This is a genomic window from Dokdonella sp. (genome assembly GCF_019634775.1).
Taxonomy (GTDB): domain Bacteria; phylum Pseudomonadota; class Gammaproteobacteria; order Xanthomonadales; family Rhodanobacteraceae; genus Dokdonella.
Map to the genome: position 1 here is coordinate 388,268 of NZ_JAHCAS010000001.1, position 14,212 is coordinate 402,479.

The following is a 14,212-nucleotide window of genomic DNA, read 5'->3' on the forward strand; positions in this document are numbered from 1 at the left end:
AATACATGGAATATGGACTTGCCGCACAACCTGCCCCGACGAGCCGCTGCGTAGCGCAGTGTAATATACGCGACGCGGTGACCCTGCTCTTGCATGCACGAATGATGCCGCTCGGGGACGCCCTGATTCATTCCGGAGCCGACCATGCCGCGCACCCTGGCCGTCCTCATGGACGCCATCGCCGCCATCAAGATCGCCAAGGACTCAACTTTCGCGATGCTGCTCGAGGCGCAGGCGCGTGGCTGGCACCTGCGCTACATGACCCAAGGTGACCTCGCCATCCGTGATGGCGTGCCGTGGGCACGGCTGGCTCCGCTCGAAGTGCGCGACGATCCGACGGGCTGGTATTCGCTGGGCACGCCGACCTGGACCGACCTGCGCACGCTCGACCTCGTGCTGGCCCGCAAGGACCCGCCCCTCGACACCCAGTTCCTTTACGACACGCTCGTCCTGCAACTCGCCCACGATGCCGGCGTGCTCGTGGTCAACCATCCGCAGGGCCTGCGCGATGCCAACGAGAAACTGTTCACCCTGCTCTTTCCGCAGTGCATCACGCCGACCCTGGTCGCGCGCGATGTGCGCGAAATCCGACGATTTGTGGCGGAACATGACAAAGTCGTACTCAAGCCGCTCGATGGCATGGGTGGACACAGCATCTTCAAGTCTGCGCACGGCGACCCGAACCTCAACGTCATCCTCGAGACGCTCACCGACAACGGTGCCCGCTTTGCCGTCGCCCAGCGCTTCATTCCCGATATCACGGCCGGCGACAAGCGCATCCTGCTGGTCGACGGCGAACCGGTCGACTACGCGCTGGCGCGCATCCCGCAGGGCGACGACTTCCGCGGCAATCTTGCTGCCGGCGGCAAGGGCGTTGGCGTGCCGCTGTCCGACCGCGACCGCTGGATCGCCGCCCAGGTCGGACCGGAACTGAGGCGGCGCGGCATGATCTTTGTCGGCCTCGACGTCATCGGCGACTGGTTGACCGAGATCAACGTGACCTCGCCGACCTGCATCCGCGAGCTCGACGCCCTGTTCGGCATCAACATCGCCGGCCGCCTGTTCGACACCATCGAGGATCGCCTCGGGTGAACACTTCAACCACCGCCGGCGACCGCCTCGGCGTGACCCTGTTGTTCTCGCTGATAGCCCACGGCGTGCTTGCGCTCGGCGTGACCTTCGCCTACGAGAAGCCGGCCCCGGCGCTGCCGGCACTCGACGTCATCCTGGTGCAGTCGGCCAGCGGGCAAACGCCGGACAAGGCCGATTTCCTCGCCCAGGCCAGCAACAGCGGTGGCGGGGACGCCGAGACCGCGAAGCGGCCGACCGAGCCGCTATCCAGCCCATTGCCAAAACCGACCGCCGGCATCACCCCGCGCCCGACCGAAACGGGTGCGCCGCGACCGACCCCGCCGAGCCGGGAGGAACTGCTGACCGCGCGCGAATCCGACCTCGCCGTACAGACCGAGCGCGAAACGCCCCAGACGCAGACCATCGACGCCGCGGTCGAGCGCGAGATCATCGAACGCAAGCTCGAAATGGCGCGCCTCGCCCAGGAAGTGCAGCGCGAATCCGAGCAGTACGCCAAACGACCGAAACGCAAGTTCATCTCGGCCAATACGAAGGAATACGCCTATGCCTCGTACATGGCCGCCTGGGTTGCCCGCGTCGAACGCATCGGCAACCTCAACTACCCCGACGAGGCGCGGCGCCAGGAATTGCACGGCCAGCTCGTACTGACCGTCGGTCTCGACCGCGACGGCAACGTCCGCAGCGTCGACATCATCCAGCCGAGCGGCCACAAGGTGCTCGACGACGCCGCCATCCGCATCGTCCACCTGTCCGCCCCATTCAACGCCCTGCCGAAAGACGGCGACACCGTGGACGAGCTCTACATCACGCGTACGTGGCAGTTCTTGCCCGGAAACATCTTGCGCAACCGCTGAGAGGGGCTGGGAATGGGGAATAGGGAATGGTTGAAGCAGGAGCGCAGAGCGTTTGCTTTTGATCATTCCCCATTCTCTATTCCCCATTCCCTATTGCCGGCATTTCACCATTCCCGGCTCCCAGGGATGTCCTGATCAATCCCACAACGGCGTCACCGTCCTGTGCGGGCGCAGATCAAGGCGCGACGGCGAAGGCAGACTGGCCGTCTGTCGAGCCGGCCCAACGCCGAGCTGCGTCCGCACAGGGCGGCCTCAGCCTTTCGATTCCCAATGACGGGGTGACATCCGCAAGGCCCGCAGCGCGGCGTGCGCGGCTCGCCCAGGCAACCAGCCTGCACTTCGCCACGCCCACCCCGCTGCGAACCTTGCGGATGTCATGACGCCATTGCGGGATTGATCAGAGCATCCCTAGTACAATCGCCCCCATGCACGAGGCCTCCACGCTCTCGAACCAGTTGCTGATCGCGATGCCATCACTGCGCGACCCGAACTTCGCGCGCGGGGTTGCCCTCGTTTGCCAGCATGGCGAGGACGGCGCCATGGGCATCATGATCAACCGTCTGTCGGAGTACCGCCTCGGCGACGTGCTCGCGCAGATGAACCTGCGCTCGGAATTGCGCGACGTGATCGATGCACCCGTTCTGGTCGGTGGGCCGGTACAACCCGAGCGCGGCTTCGTCCTGCACACGCCGCATGGCGAGTGGGATTCCTCGTTCCGCATCTCCGACGAGGTCAGCGTGACCACCTCACGCGACATCCTCGCCGCGATTGCGGTCGGACGTGGCCCGGAACACGCCCTCGTCGCGCTCGGCTATTCGGGCTGGAGCCCGGGCCAGATCGAGCACGAGTTGCGCGAGAACGCCTGGCTGACCGCGCCGGCCGACCCCAGCGTGCTGTTCGAGACGCCGCTGGACGAACGCTGGCAGGCCTCGGCTGCCCTGGTCGGCGTCAACCTCGCCAGGATCTCGCCCTACGCGGGCAACGCCTGAATGGTCACGCCGGGCCGCGCGCTCGCGTTCGACGTCGGGCGCAAGCTGATCGGTGTCGCGGTCGGCCAGCGCGATGCCGGCACCGCACGCGCGATCGCCACGGTCGAGGTACGCGGCGGTGAATTCGACTGGAGTGCGATCGACCGCCTCGTTGCCGAGTGGCAGCCGGAGTGGTTCGTGGTCGGCCTGCCGCTCACCCTAGATGGCGGCGAACAACCGATGAGTACGTTTGCGCGCCGCTTTGCCGAGATGATCGCGCAACGGCATGCGCGCCCGGCCCACCTGGTCGACGAACGCCACAGCTCGCGGGAAGCGAGCCGCCGCTTCGCCCGCCAGCGTGCCGACGGCGTGGCGCGGCGCAAGCACGCCGCCGCGATCGATGCGCTGGCCGCCCAGGTCATCCTCGAAACCTGGCTGGCCCAGCCGGATGAAGGCATGCTCTCGCCATGAATACGCTGCAGTTCGATGACACCCGCCGCCTGCGCCACCTGCTTACTCTCGACGGTCTCGGCGGCGAACGCATCGGCGCCCTGCTCGACCGCGCCGCGATGCTGCGCACGGCCTTCGCCGCCGCCGGCGCGAAGCCGAGACCGCTGGCCGGACGCACGGTCGTCAACCTGTTCTTCGAACCCTCGACGCGCACACGTACGAGTTTCGAACTGGCGGCGCGGCGACTCGGCGCACAGGTCGTCAACTTCGATATCGCCAGTTCTTCGACCAACAAAGGCGAGACGCTCGAAGACACTCTGGCCACGCTCGAAGCGATGCAGGCCGATGCCTTGGTCGTGCGCCACAAGGCGAATGGCACACCCGCACGTCTGGCCGCCAGCGCACGGCACGCGGCGATCATCAATGCCGGCGACGGCAACCACGCCCATCCAACCCAGGGCCTGCTCGACGCCCTGACCATCCGCGACCATCACGGCGACTTCGCGCATCTGACCGTAACGATCTGCGGCGATATCCTGCATTCGCGCGTCGCGCGCTCCGACCTGCACATGCTGCGCGCGCTGGGTGCGCGCGAGATCCGCCTGTGCGGACCGAAGCGCCTGTTGCCGACAGCGGAGGAATGTGCCGGCGCGATCATCACCACCGACTTCGACGCCGCACTGGATGGCAGCGACGTCGTCATCATGTTGCGCCTGCAGAAGGAGCGCATGGACGAGGCACTGGTTCAGAGCGAGAGCGCCTATTTCGAGCGCTACGGACTCGACGAGAAACGCCTGCGCCGTACCTCCCGCGATGCGATCGTCATGCATCCAGGGCCGATGAATCGGGGCGTCGAGATCGCCGACGCCGTCGCCGACGGTCCGCAGTCACGCATCTTCGCCCAGGTAGCCAACGGCATCCCTGTGCGCATGGCCGTGCTCACCGACCTGCTCGACCCCTGATTCGCTTCAACTGCTCCGAGGAGATGACCCCATGAACGCTGTCCATCATGCCCGCGCCGTCCTGCTCGCCGCGACCCTCGTCCTGGGCGCCTGTGGCGCGAGGGCGCCTGTTGAGGCCGATGCTTCGCCACTGGCCTACGTGCCGGCCGATACCGCCTTCGTCATGGCCAACCGCGAGCCCTTGCCCGAGGCGAGCGTGAACGCCTGGTCACGGCAGATGCAGGGCGCCTGGCCGGTCATGATCGGCATGTACGAGAAAATGCTGACCGGGCTGGCGACAAGCGCGGACGACCCGCAGGCAGCGACCGCGTTGCGTGTCGCCAATGCGCTCATCGCCGAACTGAAGTCGCTCGACACGATCGACAAGTGGGTTGCCGTCGGCTTCACCACGAAGGCGCGTGCTGCACTCTACGCTGTCGGCCTCGTGCCCGTGCTGCGTATCGAGCTCGGCGACCCGGATGCATTTCGCGCGATGGTCGCACGCATCGAGGCGAACAGCGGGGCCCGACTCGGCACACTTGATGTCGACGGTCGCTCGGTGTGGACGATCGACCTCGAAAAACTGCGCGGCCTGATCGCCATCGAAGGTCGCCAACTCGTCACCAGCGTCCTCCCGGCGAATGCCGACGAGGCCTTGCTGCGTCGCGTGCTCGGCTTCGAGCGGCCGCAGCAGAACCTCGCCGCCAGTGCCGCGCTCGCCGCACTCGAACAGGCTGAGGGCTATCAGCCCTACTTCTCCGGCTGGCTCGACCTGCGCCGTATCGTCGCGCTGGTCGACCGTGATCCAGGCTACCGCGCTTTCGCCGCGCTCGCCGGAAATGCGCCAGCGCCAGCCCTCGATGACATCTGTCGCGCTGAACTCGACGGCTTGTTCGCACAGATGCCGCGCATGGTGTTCGGCTACACGCAGCTCGACGCATCCCGCATGCGTGCCTCGGCGCGAATCGACCTGGCCGCACCGGTCGCGCAGTCGCTGCTGACGCTGTCGGCACCCCCACCGGGATCGAATGCGCCAGCCGATGCGATCTACGATGTCGCCGTGTCGCTGCCGGTAATCAAGCTCAAGGATTTTCTGCTCGCGCGCATCGAGCCGGTAGTCGCTTCACCCTACAAGTGCGCGGCCTTCAGCGACTGGAATGCCAAGGCCGCCGAGATGAAGAAACAACTCTCACAGTTCGTACCGCCGCCGTTGAGCGATTTCACCGGCCTGCGTCTGACTCTCGACCGCTTCAGCTGGCCAGCAGACGGCGAACCGAATTTTGCCGCGCGCCTGCTCATCGCCACCAGCAATCCACAGGCCCTGATCGGCATGGCGCAGATGACCCTGCCGGCACTTGCCCAGGTGTCGATTCCGACCGATGGCACGCCGGTCACGCTGCCGGCCGACGTCATCCCGGGCAGCATCGGCCAGTCTCCGACGCTGCGCGTGGCGATGGATGCGAAAGCGGTCGCGCTGGCCGCCGGCGACGCTGACCTGAAGGCGTACCTCGATGCGCCTGCGGCGAGCGATGGCCAACTCATGCGGCTCGCCTTCAGCGGTGCGCTCTACTCGATCGTCGGCGACATGATGGGCCGATTCGGCACGATGCTGCCGACCGAGGACCAGGTCGACCTGGCCGCACAGCGCGATCTCTATGCGCTGTACGCGAAGTGGATCAAGCAGGGCGATATTCGCGTCAACGCCACGCCCAAGGGCCTCGAACTCGTACAGGACATCGAAATGGTTCCGTAGTCCGGGTGCGCGCGGGCACGATCAGTCGCGCGTGACTATCCAGCGTCGTCCGACCCACCCCGCGCCTGCTGCACCATCGTCCATGGCGATCACAAGGCGCACGCCCGGATGGCGAGTGAGCACGGTTTCAAGACGGGATTCTCCGAGCACGTGCATTTCGAACACCGTGCTGCGCCGCCATGCCAGGCGGCGCAGAGGGTTGAGCCAGCGGTTCGGTACCATACCGTAGAGGCGTCCGCGCAGGCTCGCGTCCGTGCCGGCGACGAACTGGAACGACGCCACACCACCCGGCGCGAGCACGCGCAGGAACTCGTCGACATACCCCTCGGCGAGTTCGGCGGGAATGTGCTGCAGGGTCATGTTCGAATAGACGAAATCGACGCTGGCGTCGGCGAGCATCGCCAGCGTCGGCGCTGCGTTCTCGATGAAATGCAGGTTGTCGATGCCGGCATTGAGCCGGCGCGCGCAGTCGATCATGCTCGGCGAAACGTCCACGCCGATCGCCTCGTCGAACATGGCTGCGAGCGGCCGGGTCAATCGCCCCGCCCCGCAACCGAAATCGACGGCCCGCCCACGCGCACGTGGCAGGCCCATCGCGGCGAACGCGGCGAGATGCTCGCCGATCTCGATCCGGCCGGTCGCAAAGAACTCATCGACATCCCAGCGCCCGCCACGCTTGTCCGGCCGCGACAGCACGGCCCACAACGGATCCTCGCGACCTAGGCTGGACCAGACCTGGCGAAGGTGGGCCAACTGCCGGGACTTGGACATGTGCAACGGGGAATGGAGGGGGCCGCCAGCCGGCTCAGGATGGGCTTCACCCTGCCCATCCGATCGAGATTTGACCATTCCCTACGCTCTGATTCCGATGCCCGGCCCCACTCACGTCTCCGCCAGCTCTACGCCATCGAGGCCCTGCGAAAGGGTATGCGCGTCGCCGCCCTGGGCGAGCTTGATCTTGAGGCGCACCTCGTTGGCCGAATCTGCGTGGCGCAGCGCATCCTCGTAGGAAATTTCGCCGGCCTGGTAAAGCTCGAACAGGCTCTGGTCGAAGGTCTTCATGCCGAGGTTGGTCGACTCCTTCATCACGTCCTTCAGCTTGTGGATGTCGCCCTGGCGGATGTAGTCCTGCACCAGCGGCGTGCCCAGCAGTACCTCGATGGCGACTCGGCGCGACTTGCCGTCCGGAGTGGGAATGAGCTGCTGGGCGACCACACCCTTGAGGTTCAGCGACAGGTCCATGAACAACTGCGCGCGACGGTCCTCGGCGAAGAAGTGGATGATGCGGTCCATCGCCTGATTGGCGTTGTTCGCGTGCAACGTGCACAGGCACAGATGGCCGGTCTCGGAGAAGTTGATCGCGTGTTCCATCGTCTCGCGCGTGCGCACCTCGCCGATCATGATGACGTCGGGTGCCTGGCGCAGGGTGTTCTTCAGCGCGTTCTCCCAGGAGTCGGTGTCGATGCCGAGCTCGCGCTGGGTGATGATGCAGCCCTCATGCTTGTGCACGTACTCGATCGGATCCTCGATCGTGATGATGTGACCGGTCGAGTTCTGGTTGCGGTAACCGACCATCGCGGCCAGCGAAGTCGACTTGCCGGTGCCGGTGGCGCCGACGAAGATGATGATGCCGCGTTTGGTCATCGCCAGCGTCTTGATGATCGGCGGCAGGCTCAATTCGTCGACGGTCGGGATGCGCGTCTCGATGCGGCGCAGAACCATGCCGACACAGTTGCGCTGGTAGAAGCACGAAACACGGAAGCGACCGACGCCGGTGACGGCAATCGCAAACTGGCACTCGTGCGTCTTTTCGAATTCCTCGCGCTGCGATGGCGTCATCACGTTCAGCACCATGTCGCGCGATTGCTGAGGTGTCAGCGCATTCTGCGTGATCGGCGAGATGCGCCCATGCACCTTCATCGACGGCGCGACCCCGGCCGTGATGAACAGGTCGGACGCCTTCTTGTGCACCATCAGCTTGAGAAAGGATGTGAAATCGACGCTGCTCATGTCCGTCTCCAGGCGTGCGGCCGGGCTGGGGTGGCGGGCATCTTACACTGCGCCCCGCCGTACGCGATGCGATGTCTGGCACGACCCGCAGGCAGCCCGCAGACGCATCTCGCGGGTGAGCGGGTTCAACTTCAACCCGATGCACGCACTCCGGCAAACCGGAGTTCGCTCGGCCGCTCTACTTGAAGATTTCCTTGTTCTTCGCGTAGCCGATTGCCTGCTGGCGGGTGACGAGGCCGCGCTTGACCAGATCCTGCAGGCACTGATCGAGGGTCTGCATGCCGTGCTGGGCGCCGGTCTGGATCGCCGAATACATCTGCGCAACCTTGTCCTCGCGGATCAGATTGCGGATAGCCGGGATGCCGACCATGATCTCATGCGCGGCGATGCGGCCGCCGCCGACCTTCTTGAGCAGCGACTGCGAGATCACCGCGCGCAACGACTCGGACAGCATCGAGCGCACCATGGGTTTCTCGCCAGCCGGGAACACGTCGATGATGCGGTCGATCGTCTTCGCCGCAGAACTCGTATGCAGGGTGGCAAACACGAGGTGACCGGTTTCCGCGGCCGTAAGGGCAAGGCGGATGGTTTCGAGGTCGCGCAACTCGCCGACGAGGATGTAGTCCGGGTCTTCACGCAACGCCGAGCGCAGTGCCTCGTTGAAACCGTGCGTGTCGCGGTGCACTTCGCGCTGGTTGATCAGGCACTTCTGCGAGGTGTGCACGAACTCGATCGGATCCTCGACCGAGAGGATGTGGCCGTACTCGTGCTTGTTGACGTGGTCGACCATCGCCGCCAGCGTCGTCGATTTGCCCGAGCCGGTCGGCCCGGTGACCAGGATCAGCCCCTGAGGCTGCTCGATCAGTTCCTTGAACACCTTCGGACAGCCGAGGTCCTCGAGAGTCAGAACCTCGGACGGAATCGTGCGGAATACCGCGCCGGCACCGCGGTTCTGGTTGAAGGCGTTGACGCGGAAGCGCGCCAGGCCCGGGATCTCGAACGAGAAGTCGACCTCGAGAAACTCTTCGTAGTCGCGGCGCTGCTTGTCCGACATGATGTCGTAGATCAGCGAGTGGATCTGCTTGTGGTCGAGCGCCGGGATGTTGATGCGGCGGACGTCGCCATCGACGCGGATCATCGGCGGCAAGCCGGCCGACAGATGCAGATCCGAGGCCTTGTTCTTGACCGAAAAGGCCAACAGCTCGGCGATATCCATACAATCTTCCCCTGGCAAGGCGCGGCAGCATGAGGCTGCGGTTCGCGCGAGTATAGCTCGGCAAAATCAAGGTGATGCAAGCACAATCCGCGAATTCCCCCGAACTGGCATGGCGTTCCGTGATCGACCGCGCGCAGGCGGCGGCGGCGGGGCGGCCGGTGCGCGTGATCGCGGTCGGCAAGACGCGACCGGCGGCGGCGCTGGCTGCGCTGGCCGCGCTCGGCCAGCGTGCATTCGGCGAGAACTACGTGCAGGAAGCGCGCGCCAAGCAGGCCGAACTGGCCGGACTCGATCTCGAGTGGCATCTGATCGGCCCGCTGCAATCGAACAAGTGCCGCGAGGTCGCACGCCATTTCGACTGGCTGCAGACGCTCGACCGGGCCCGGCTGGTCCCCTTGCTCGAACGCGAGCGTCCTACCGGACTGCCACCGCTCGACGTGCTCGTTCAGGTTGACATCGATGACGAGCCAACCAAGTCCGGCTGCGCGCCGGACGAAGTGCCGGCCCTGGCCGATCTTGTCTCCGCGTCACCGCGTCTGCGCCTGCGCGGGCTGATGGCAATACCGGCTCCTGCCATCGACCATGCCGACCGCGCACGCGCCTTCGCCCGCATGCGTGCACTGTTCGAGCGCCTGCGTGGCACGCACCCTGCGATCGACACGCTGTCGATGGGCATGTCCGAGGACTTCGAGCTGGCGATCCGTGAAGGCGCAACCATGGTGCGCATCGGCAGCGCGCTGTTCGGCACGCGCGGCTGAGCGCGATCAGTGTGGCGCATCCGCAACGCGCGCCTTCAGCGTCGCTTGCAACAGCTTGGCCTGGCGCGTATCCCAGGCTTCCGCGCCGACGCCCCTCTCGAGCCCATCGATGGCCTGCGGCAGCAAGGCCAAGGCCTCGGCGACGCGACCGACGGAGGCAAGGCAAGCGGCTTCGTGGCCGAGCAGCGCAGGGCCGAGGAAGGCTTCGTGTTCCTGTGCGTAGATGGCCTTGGCCGCCGCGAACTCGGCCATGGCCTTGTCGAACATGCCGTCATGGCAATCGAGACGGCCGCGCATGTGCTGCACGCGCGCCTTGTACGCGTCGAAGACGTCCTCGCCCTCGGCAAGGCTCGTGGCGCGCACGGCCATCGCGCGCGCCGTACCCAAGTCTCCCGCCTCCAACGCGGCCCATGACAGGTAGGTCATTGCCGGCAGCAGGTAGGCATGCCTCGATCCGTACACGCCAGCCAGCACGTCGAGCGCTTCGGTCAGCGTCCTGCGAGCTTCGTCGAAGCGGCCGAGGCGCAGGTACAGCAGGCCGAGATTGCTGAGCTTGACGCCGACCTGGCGATGACGCGGCCCGAGGGTCTCGCGCAAGCGCTCGATGCCGAGCCGGTAGTGGCGTTCGGCTTCGGCATACTGACGCAGGTCGAGCAGGCTGTCCGCCAGCGCGACCAGCGCGCGCGCCGTATCCGGCGCCTTGTCGTCGAGGGCCTCGCGGTTGAGGGCGACCGCTTCGCGCGCAGTCTCGACCGCGCGCTCAGGGCCGTGGACGAGCTGCGCATGATCAACCTGCAGCAGGCTCATCTCGGCAAAGAAGCGTGGATCACGTGAGAACAACCGAGTGCGCAGACGCGCGATCTCGACGTAGTGCGGCTCCGCCTCAGCCGGACGCATCAGGTTGCCGAGAGCCATTGCCGCAGCCGCGTGCGCATACGCGGATTCTATCTGGTCGCGTCCGCTCAGCGCGGCGAGCAGTCCTCCGGCTTCGCGCAGCACCGCTTCGGCCTCGGTCGTGTCGCTGGCGTCGAGTGCACTGGCCGCACTGTCCTTGAGCGTGCGCGCATACAACTGGTCATCACCCGCACGGTTTGCACGCAACGCCCCGAGTGCGCGGTCATAGAGCGGGCGCGCCGCCTCATACAGCCCGAGGCCCTGGTACGAACGCGCCATCGTCGCCTCGAGCTGCGCGCGCGTGTGCGTACCGATGCGCGATTCGCGGTCGAGGCGCTCCACACCGCGATCGAGCAACTCGCGGGCACTGAGGTCCGGCTCACCGGTCTCCTGCGGATTCGCCCCGCGGAACAGGTCCTGCAGGAAGCCAGCGATTACGAGGGCCTGGTCCCTTTCCGCGGCGATGCGGCGGTTCTTGTCGGCAAGATCGACGACGTAGAACACCGAGGCCGCAACCATCGCGACCACTCCCGCGGTCGCCGCCCAGTTACGCCGCAGGAACTTGCGTGCGCGGTAGGCCAGGCTGCCGCGATGCGCGCGCACGGGTCGCCCGGCCAGCCAGGCCTCGAGATCCTGGGCCAGCGCCTGCGGCGAGGCGTAGCGCTCGACTTCGACCTCGGCCGTGGCCTTGGCGACGATGCGGGCGAGATCGCCGCGCAACAGCGTGCGCAGGCGCTCGGGCGTGGTCGCACGTGCCTCGGCGATCGCGCTGCGTTGTGCATCCGGCAGCACCTGGAAGGCAAGATCGAGGCGCGGCAGCAGGCGCTCGCCCTGTGCCGTGCGCAGCTCGTGTGCAGCACGGCCGACCAGCAGTTCGAACAACAACAAACCGAGCTGGTAGACGTCGCTCGGCGTGCGCACGGTATCGCCCCGGCGCTGCTCGGGACTCGCATAGGCCGGAGTCATCGCCAGCGTCTGCGTCTGACGGGCTTCCCCTTGGTCGACCAGTTTGGCGATGCCGAAGTCGAGCAGTTTCGGCGTGCCGTCGCTGGTGACCAGCACGTTGGCCGGCTTGATGTCGCGGTGCACGACGAGGTTCTGGTGGGCGAACTGCACAGCCGCGCACAGCGGCAGCAGCAGACGCACGCGGCGGCGCACATCGAGGTGCTGGCGGTCACACCATTCGGTGACGGTTTCGCCGTCGACATACTCGAGCGCGAACCACGGCTGGTCGCCGCTGGCGCCACCGTCGTAGAGCTGGGCGATGTTCGGGTGGCCGAGACGGGCGAGGATGTCGCGCTCACGGCGGAAATGCCGGTCTGGGCGCAGCCAACCGCCGCGCAGCAGCTTCAGTGCGACCTGGCGCTCGAATGCGCCATCGGCGCGCTCGGCGAGCCAGACTTCGCCCATGCCGCCTTCGCCGAGCGGATGCAGCAGGCGATACGGACCGACCGCCTCCCCCGGCTGGAAAACCCTGCCGGACAGGCCGTGCGGGCGTGCCGCTTCCTCCATGGTCATCGATTCGGCATCGCCGATGAGGCGCAGTACGCGCCGCTCGAGCTCGGCGTCTCCATCACACAGGCGATGCACGCAATCCCCACGGGCGACCGTGTCTTCGACATCGAGTGCCTCGCGTGCGATGCTGAGGGTGCGCTGGGTCAACGGGTCCATGCCATCTCCGGATCGATGCGCATGCCGGCCGCAGCATGCGGATATGTCAGCCTCGCGCCCCGTTTCGCGTACCGTTCCGTTGTTTGCCCACCAACGAGGAACCGACCATGTCGAAGAACCCGATCAACATCGACGACCTGCTGCAGCAGTTGCAGGCAACCCTGCCGAAAAGCGGAGGCCAGTGGCGCCTCACGTCGCTGTCCGCCAGTGTGCCGCTTGAGCCACGCGCCGGCGATCCCGACACACCTCCGGCACCGGAACGCAAGGACTCCGACCCGGCGCCGACCAGCCCCCCGGTGAAACCGGGTGCGCCAAAGATCGAGGCCGTCTACGAGTGGGAAGAGGCCTGAGGAACGCACGGCCGCGCCGTGCCCCGGCGCGGCCGCTCCATTCAAGCGCGCAGGCGTTCCTGCAACCACGCCTTTGCCAGCGCCCAGTCGCGATAGACCGTGCGCTCCTCCACTTCCAGCACGCCAGCGGCCTCGGCGACGCTCAATCCGACGAAATAACGCAGTTCGACAACGCGCGCCATGCGCTCGTTGGCTTGTCCGAGTTCCTCCAGTGCCGCGTCGAGCAGTTGCAGGTCCGTGTGGCCGGGAATCGGCAGCTGCAGCGCCTCGACGAAGCTTTCGCGCTGCCAGGCGGCCCCGTGCTTGTCGCTGGCGGCGCGGCGCGCCCGATCGACGAGGATCTGGCGCATGATGCGCGCCGCCGTGGCGAACAGGTGCTTGCGGTTCTCGAGATCGACCTGGTCGGCACTGAGCAGGCGCACGAAGACTTCATTGAGCAATGCAGTCGGCTGCAGCGTGGCGTGCCCCTTGTGGGCGCCGAGCGCACCAGCGGCAAGACGACGCAGTTCACCGTAGACCTGCGGCAACAGGGCATCGAGCGCGGCGGGTTCCCCCGCCCGCCAGCGTTGCAGCAATTCAGTCGTGGTCCCCGGCATGTCCACCCTGCGGGCAGGTGACAGGGATCCATTTTTATCACGTCGCCGCCGCGGCGACACGCGCACGAAGCGCAGGACGACTGCAACCTCCCGGCCGATCGGTTCGCCGGAGTGCGCGATGCTCAAGCGCGTCGGTCAATCACCTGTGCGGGACCACGCCGACAGCCGCGCTCGGCGACGACGCAGTCGCCCACCTGGACGAAGCCCTGGACCTGCCGGCGGCGCTGGTGGAAGCGATCGAGCGAAGCGGCCAGTTGGACGGCACGATTGTGCAGCAGTTCCATTTGCCTGCGCGCGCGCAGGACCGAATCGATCAGGCGTGCGCGCTGCCGCAACTGTTCATCGTCCATCGGCGAGCTGAGCGGGGCGAGGTTGCGGCAGATCACGCTGACGCCCTGCAGGGCATTGACGGCGGCGCGCGCATTGACGGTGGCAGCTTGCATCGACATCGGAACTCTCCGCATGGGACGGCGGATATACCGCCGGGTGTATCGATACATACGCAGTTCCATTCCCGAACATGACATCGCCCCCGACCGGTGGATGCTCTGCACCAGCCCGCAGTCGCCAGTGACCGCTTGGGATGCTCTGATCAACCCCTGGTCGGGGCTTTCCGAAACGGTATTGCTATGCTTCCCACCCCCTCTTCGCGGACGGCC

Annotated in this window: 14 protein-coding genes; 8 read left to right on the plus strand and 6 right to left on the minus strand. The window is 66.4% G+C overall.

Features of this window, described 5'->3' with window-relative positions; genetic code table 11:
• Window positions 1-144 precede the first annotated feature (144 nt).
• From gshB to KF907_RS01685, 6 genes are all read left to right on the plus strand, one after another.
• A complete protein-coding gene (gene gshB, locus KF907_RS01660; protein ID WP_291217507.1) occupies window positions 145-1,092 on the plus strand; it encodes a glutathione synthase in 948 nt (315 codons plus the stop codon).
• Window positions 1,089-1,946, plus strand: a complete 858-nt coding sequence (locus KF907_RS01665) for an energy transducer TonB (RefSeq protein ID WP_291217509.1) — start codon at window positions 1,089-1,091, stop codon at window positions 1,944-1,946. Before gshB ends, KF907_RS01665 begins: the two co-directional genes overlap by 4 nt.
• 425 nt (window positions 1,947-2,371) lie before the next feature.
• Window positions 2,372-2,935, plus strand: coding sequence for a YqgE/AlgH family protein (locus tag KF907_RS01670; protein ID WP_291217511.1), 564 nt, complete (start codon window positions 2,372-2,374; stop codon window positions 2,933-2,935).
• Window positions 2,936-3,385 (plus strand): Holliday junction resolvase RuvX, encoded by a 450-nt coding sequence (ruvX, locus tag KF907_RS01675; protein WP_291217514.1) that lies wholly within the window; start codon window positions 2,936-2,938, stop codon window positions 3,383-3,385.
• Window positions 3,382-4,326, plus strand: a complete 945-nt coding sequence (locus KF907_RS01680) for an aspartate carbamoyltransferase catalytic subunit (RefSeq protein ID WP_291217516.1) — start codon at window positions 3,382-3,384, stop codon at window positions 4,324-4,326. The genes ruvX and KF907_RS01680 overlap by 4 nt, the downstream gene beginning before the upstream one ends.
• A 31-nt stretch (window positions 4,327-4,357) precedes the next feature.
• Window positions 4,358-6,058 carry a hypothetical protein gene (locus KF907_RS01685; protein WP_291217518.1) on the plus strand — a complete coding sequence of 567 codons (1,701 nt, stop codon included), beginning with the start codon at window positions 4,358-4,360 and terminating at the stop codon, window positions 6,056-6,058.
• A 21-nt stretch (window positions 6,059-6,079) separates the two neighbouring features.
• Here KF907_RS01685 and KF907_RS01690 read toward each other — a convergent pair whose 3' ends face one another.
• The 3 genes from KF907_RS01690 to KF907_RS01700 form a co-directional block, all read right to left on the minus strand.
• Window positions 6,080-6,829 carry a class I SAM-dependent methyltransferase gene (locus tag KF907_RS01690; RefSeq protein ID WP_291217520.1) on the minus strand — a complete coding sequence of 250 codons (750 nt, stop codon included), beginning with the start codon at window positions 6,827-6,829 and terminating at the stop codon, window positions 6,080-6,082.
• A gap of 111 nt (window positions 6,830-6,940) precedes the next feature.
• Window positions 6,941-8,068: a PilT/PilU family type 4a pilus ATPase gene (locus KF907_RS01695; RefSeq protein WP_291217522.1), complete on the minus strand. Its 1,128-nt coding sequence runs from the start codon at window positions 8,066-8,068 to the stop codon at window positions 6,941-6,943.
• A 178-nt stretch (window positions 8,069-8,246) separates the two neighbouring features.
• Window positions 8,247-9,284, minus strand: coding sequence for a type IV pilus twitching motility protein PilT (locus KF907_RS01700; protein ID WP_291217524.1), 1,038 nt, complete (start codon window positions 9,282-9,284; stop codon window positions 8,247-8,249).
• Between the two features lie 74 nt (window positions 9,285-9,358).
• Between KF907_RS01700 and KF907_RS01705 the strand changes: the two genes are divergently transcribed.
• Complete coding sequence (locus KF907_RS01705; RefSeq protein WP_291217526.1) at window positions 9,359-10,042, plus strand: YggS family pyridoxal phosphate-dependent enzyme; 684 nt, start codon at window positions 9,359-9,361, stop codon at window positions 10,040-10,042.
• Between the two features lie 6 nt (window positions 10,043-10,048).
• On the opposite strand, the gene KF907_RS01710 is transcribed toward KF907_RS01705, so the two are convergent.
• Entirely contained in the window at window positions 10,049-12,607 is a 2,559-nt protein-coding gene (locus tag KF907_RS01710; RefSeq protein ID WP_291217528.1) for a serine/threonine-protein kinase, read from the minus strand.
• A 107-nt stretch (window positions 12,608-12,714) separates the two neighbouring features.
• Between KF907_RS01710 and KF907_RS01715 the strand changes: the two genes are divergently transcribed.
• Complete coding sequence (locus tag KF907_RS01715; RefSeq protein WP_291217530.1) at window positions 12,715-12,957, plus strand: hypothetical protein; 243 nt, start codon at window positions 12,715-12,717, stop codon at window positions 12,955-12,957.
• A gap of 41 nt (window positions 12,958-12,998) precedes the next feature.
• Here KF907_RS01715 and KF907_RS01720 read toward each other — a convergent pair whose 3' ends face one another.
• Window positions 12,999-13,553 (minus strand): ECF-type sigma factor, encoded by a 555-nt coding sequence (locus KF907_RS01720; protein WP_291217532.1) that lies wholly within the window; start codon window positions 13,551-13,553, stop codon window positions 12,999-13,001.
• A 122-nt stretch (window positions 13,554-13,675) separates the two neighbouring features.
• Complete coding sequence (locus tag KF907_RS01725) at window positions 13,676-14,002, minus strand: hypothetical protein (RefSeq protein ID WP_291217535.1); 327 nt, start codon at window positions 14,000-14,002, stop codon at window positions 13,676-13,678.
• Window positions 14,003-14,212: the final 210 nt, after the last annotated feature.

What these genes read in the sequence shown, in the direction of transcription:
- gshB (WP_291217507.1), top strand. Translation starts at nt 145, where the DNA reads ATGCCGCGCACCCTGGCCGTCCTCATGGACGCCATCGCCGCCATCAAG.
- KF907_RS01670 (WP_291217511.1), top strand. Translation starts at nt 2,372, where the DNA reads ATGCACGAGGCCTCCACGCTCTCGAACCAGTTGCTGATCGCGATGCCA.
- ruvX (WP_291217514.1), top strand. Translation starts at nt 2,936, where the DNA reads ATGGTCACGCCGGGCCGCGCGCTCGCGTTCGACGTCGGGCGCAAGCTG.
- KF907_RS01680 (WP_291217516.1), top strand. Translation starts at nt 3,382, where the DNA reads ATGAATACGCTGCAGTTCGATGACACCCGCCGCCTGCGCCACCTGCTT.
- KF907_RS01685 (WP_291217518.1), top strand. Translation starts at nt 4,358, where the DNA reads ATGAACGCTGTCCATCATGCCCGCGCCGTCCTGCTCGCCGCGACCCTC.
- KF907_RS01690 (WP_291217520.1), bottom strand. Translation starts at nt 6,829, where the DNA reads ATGTCCAAGTCCCGGCAGTTGGCCCACCTTCGCCAGGTCTGGTCCAGC.
- KF907_RS01695 (WP_291217522.1), bottom strand. Translation starts at nt 8,068, where the DNA reads ATGAGCAGCGTCGATTTCACATCCTTTCTCAAGCTGATGGTGCACAAG.
- KF907_RS01700 (WP_291217524.1), bottom strand. Translation starts at nt 9,284, where the DNA reads ATGGATATCGCCGAGCTGTTGGCCTTTTCGGTCAAGAACAAGGCCTCG.
- KF907_RS01705 (WP_291217526.1), top strand. Translation starts at nt 9,359, where the DNA reads ATGCAAGCACAATCCGCGAATTCCCCCGAACTGGCATGGCGTTCCGTG.
- KF907_RS01710 (WP_291217528.1), bottom strand. Translation starts at nt 12,607, where the DNA reads ATGGACCCGTTGACCCAGCGCACCCTCAGCATCGCACGCGAGGCACTC.
- KF907_RS01715 (WP_291217530.1), top strand. Translation starts at nt 12,715, where the DNA reads ATGTCGAAGAACCCGATCAACATCGACGACCTGCTGCAGCAGTTGCAG.
- KF907_RS01720 (WP_291217532.1), bottom strand. Translation starts at nt 13,553, where the DNA reads ATGCCGGGGACCACGACTGAATTGCTGCAACGCTGGCGGGCGGGGGAA.
- KF907_RS01725 (WP_291217535.1), bottom strand. Translation starts at nt 14,002, where the DNA reads ATGTCGATGCAAGCTGCCACCGTCAATGCGCGCGCCGCCGTCAATGCC.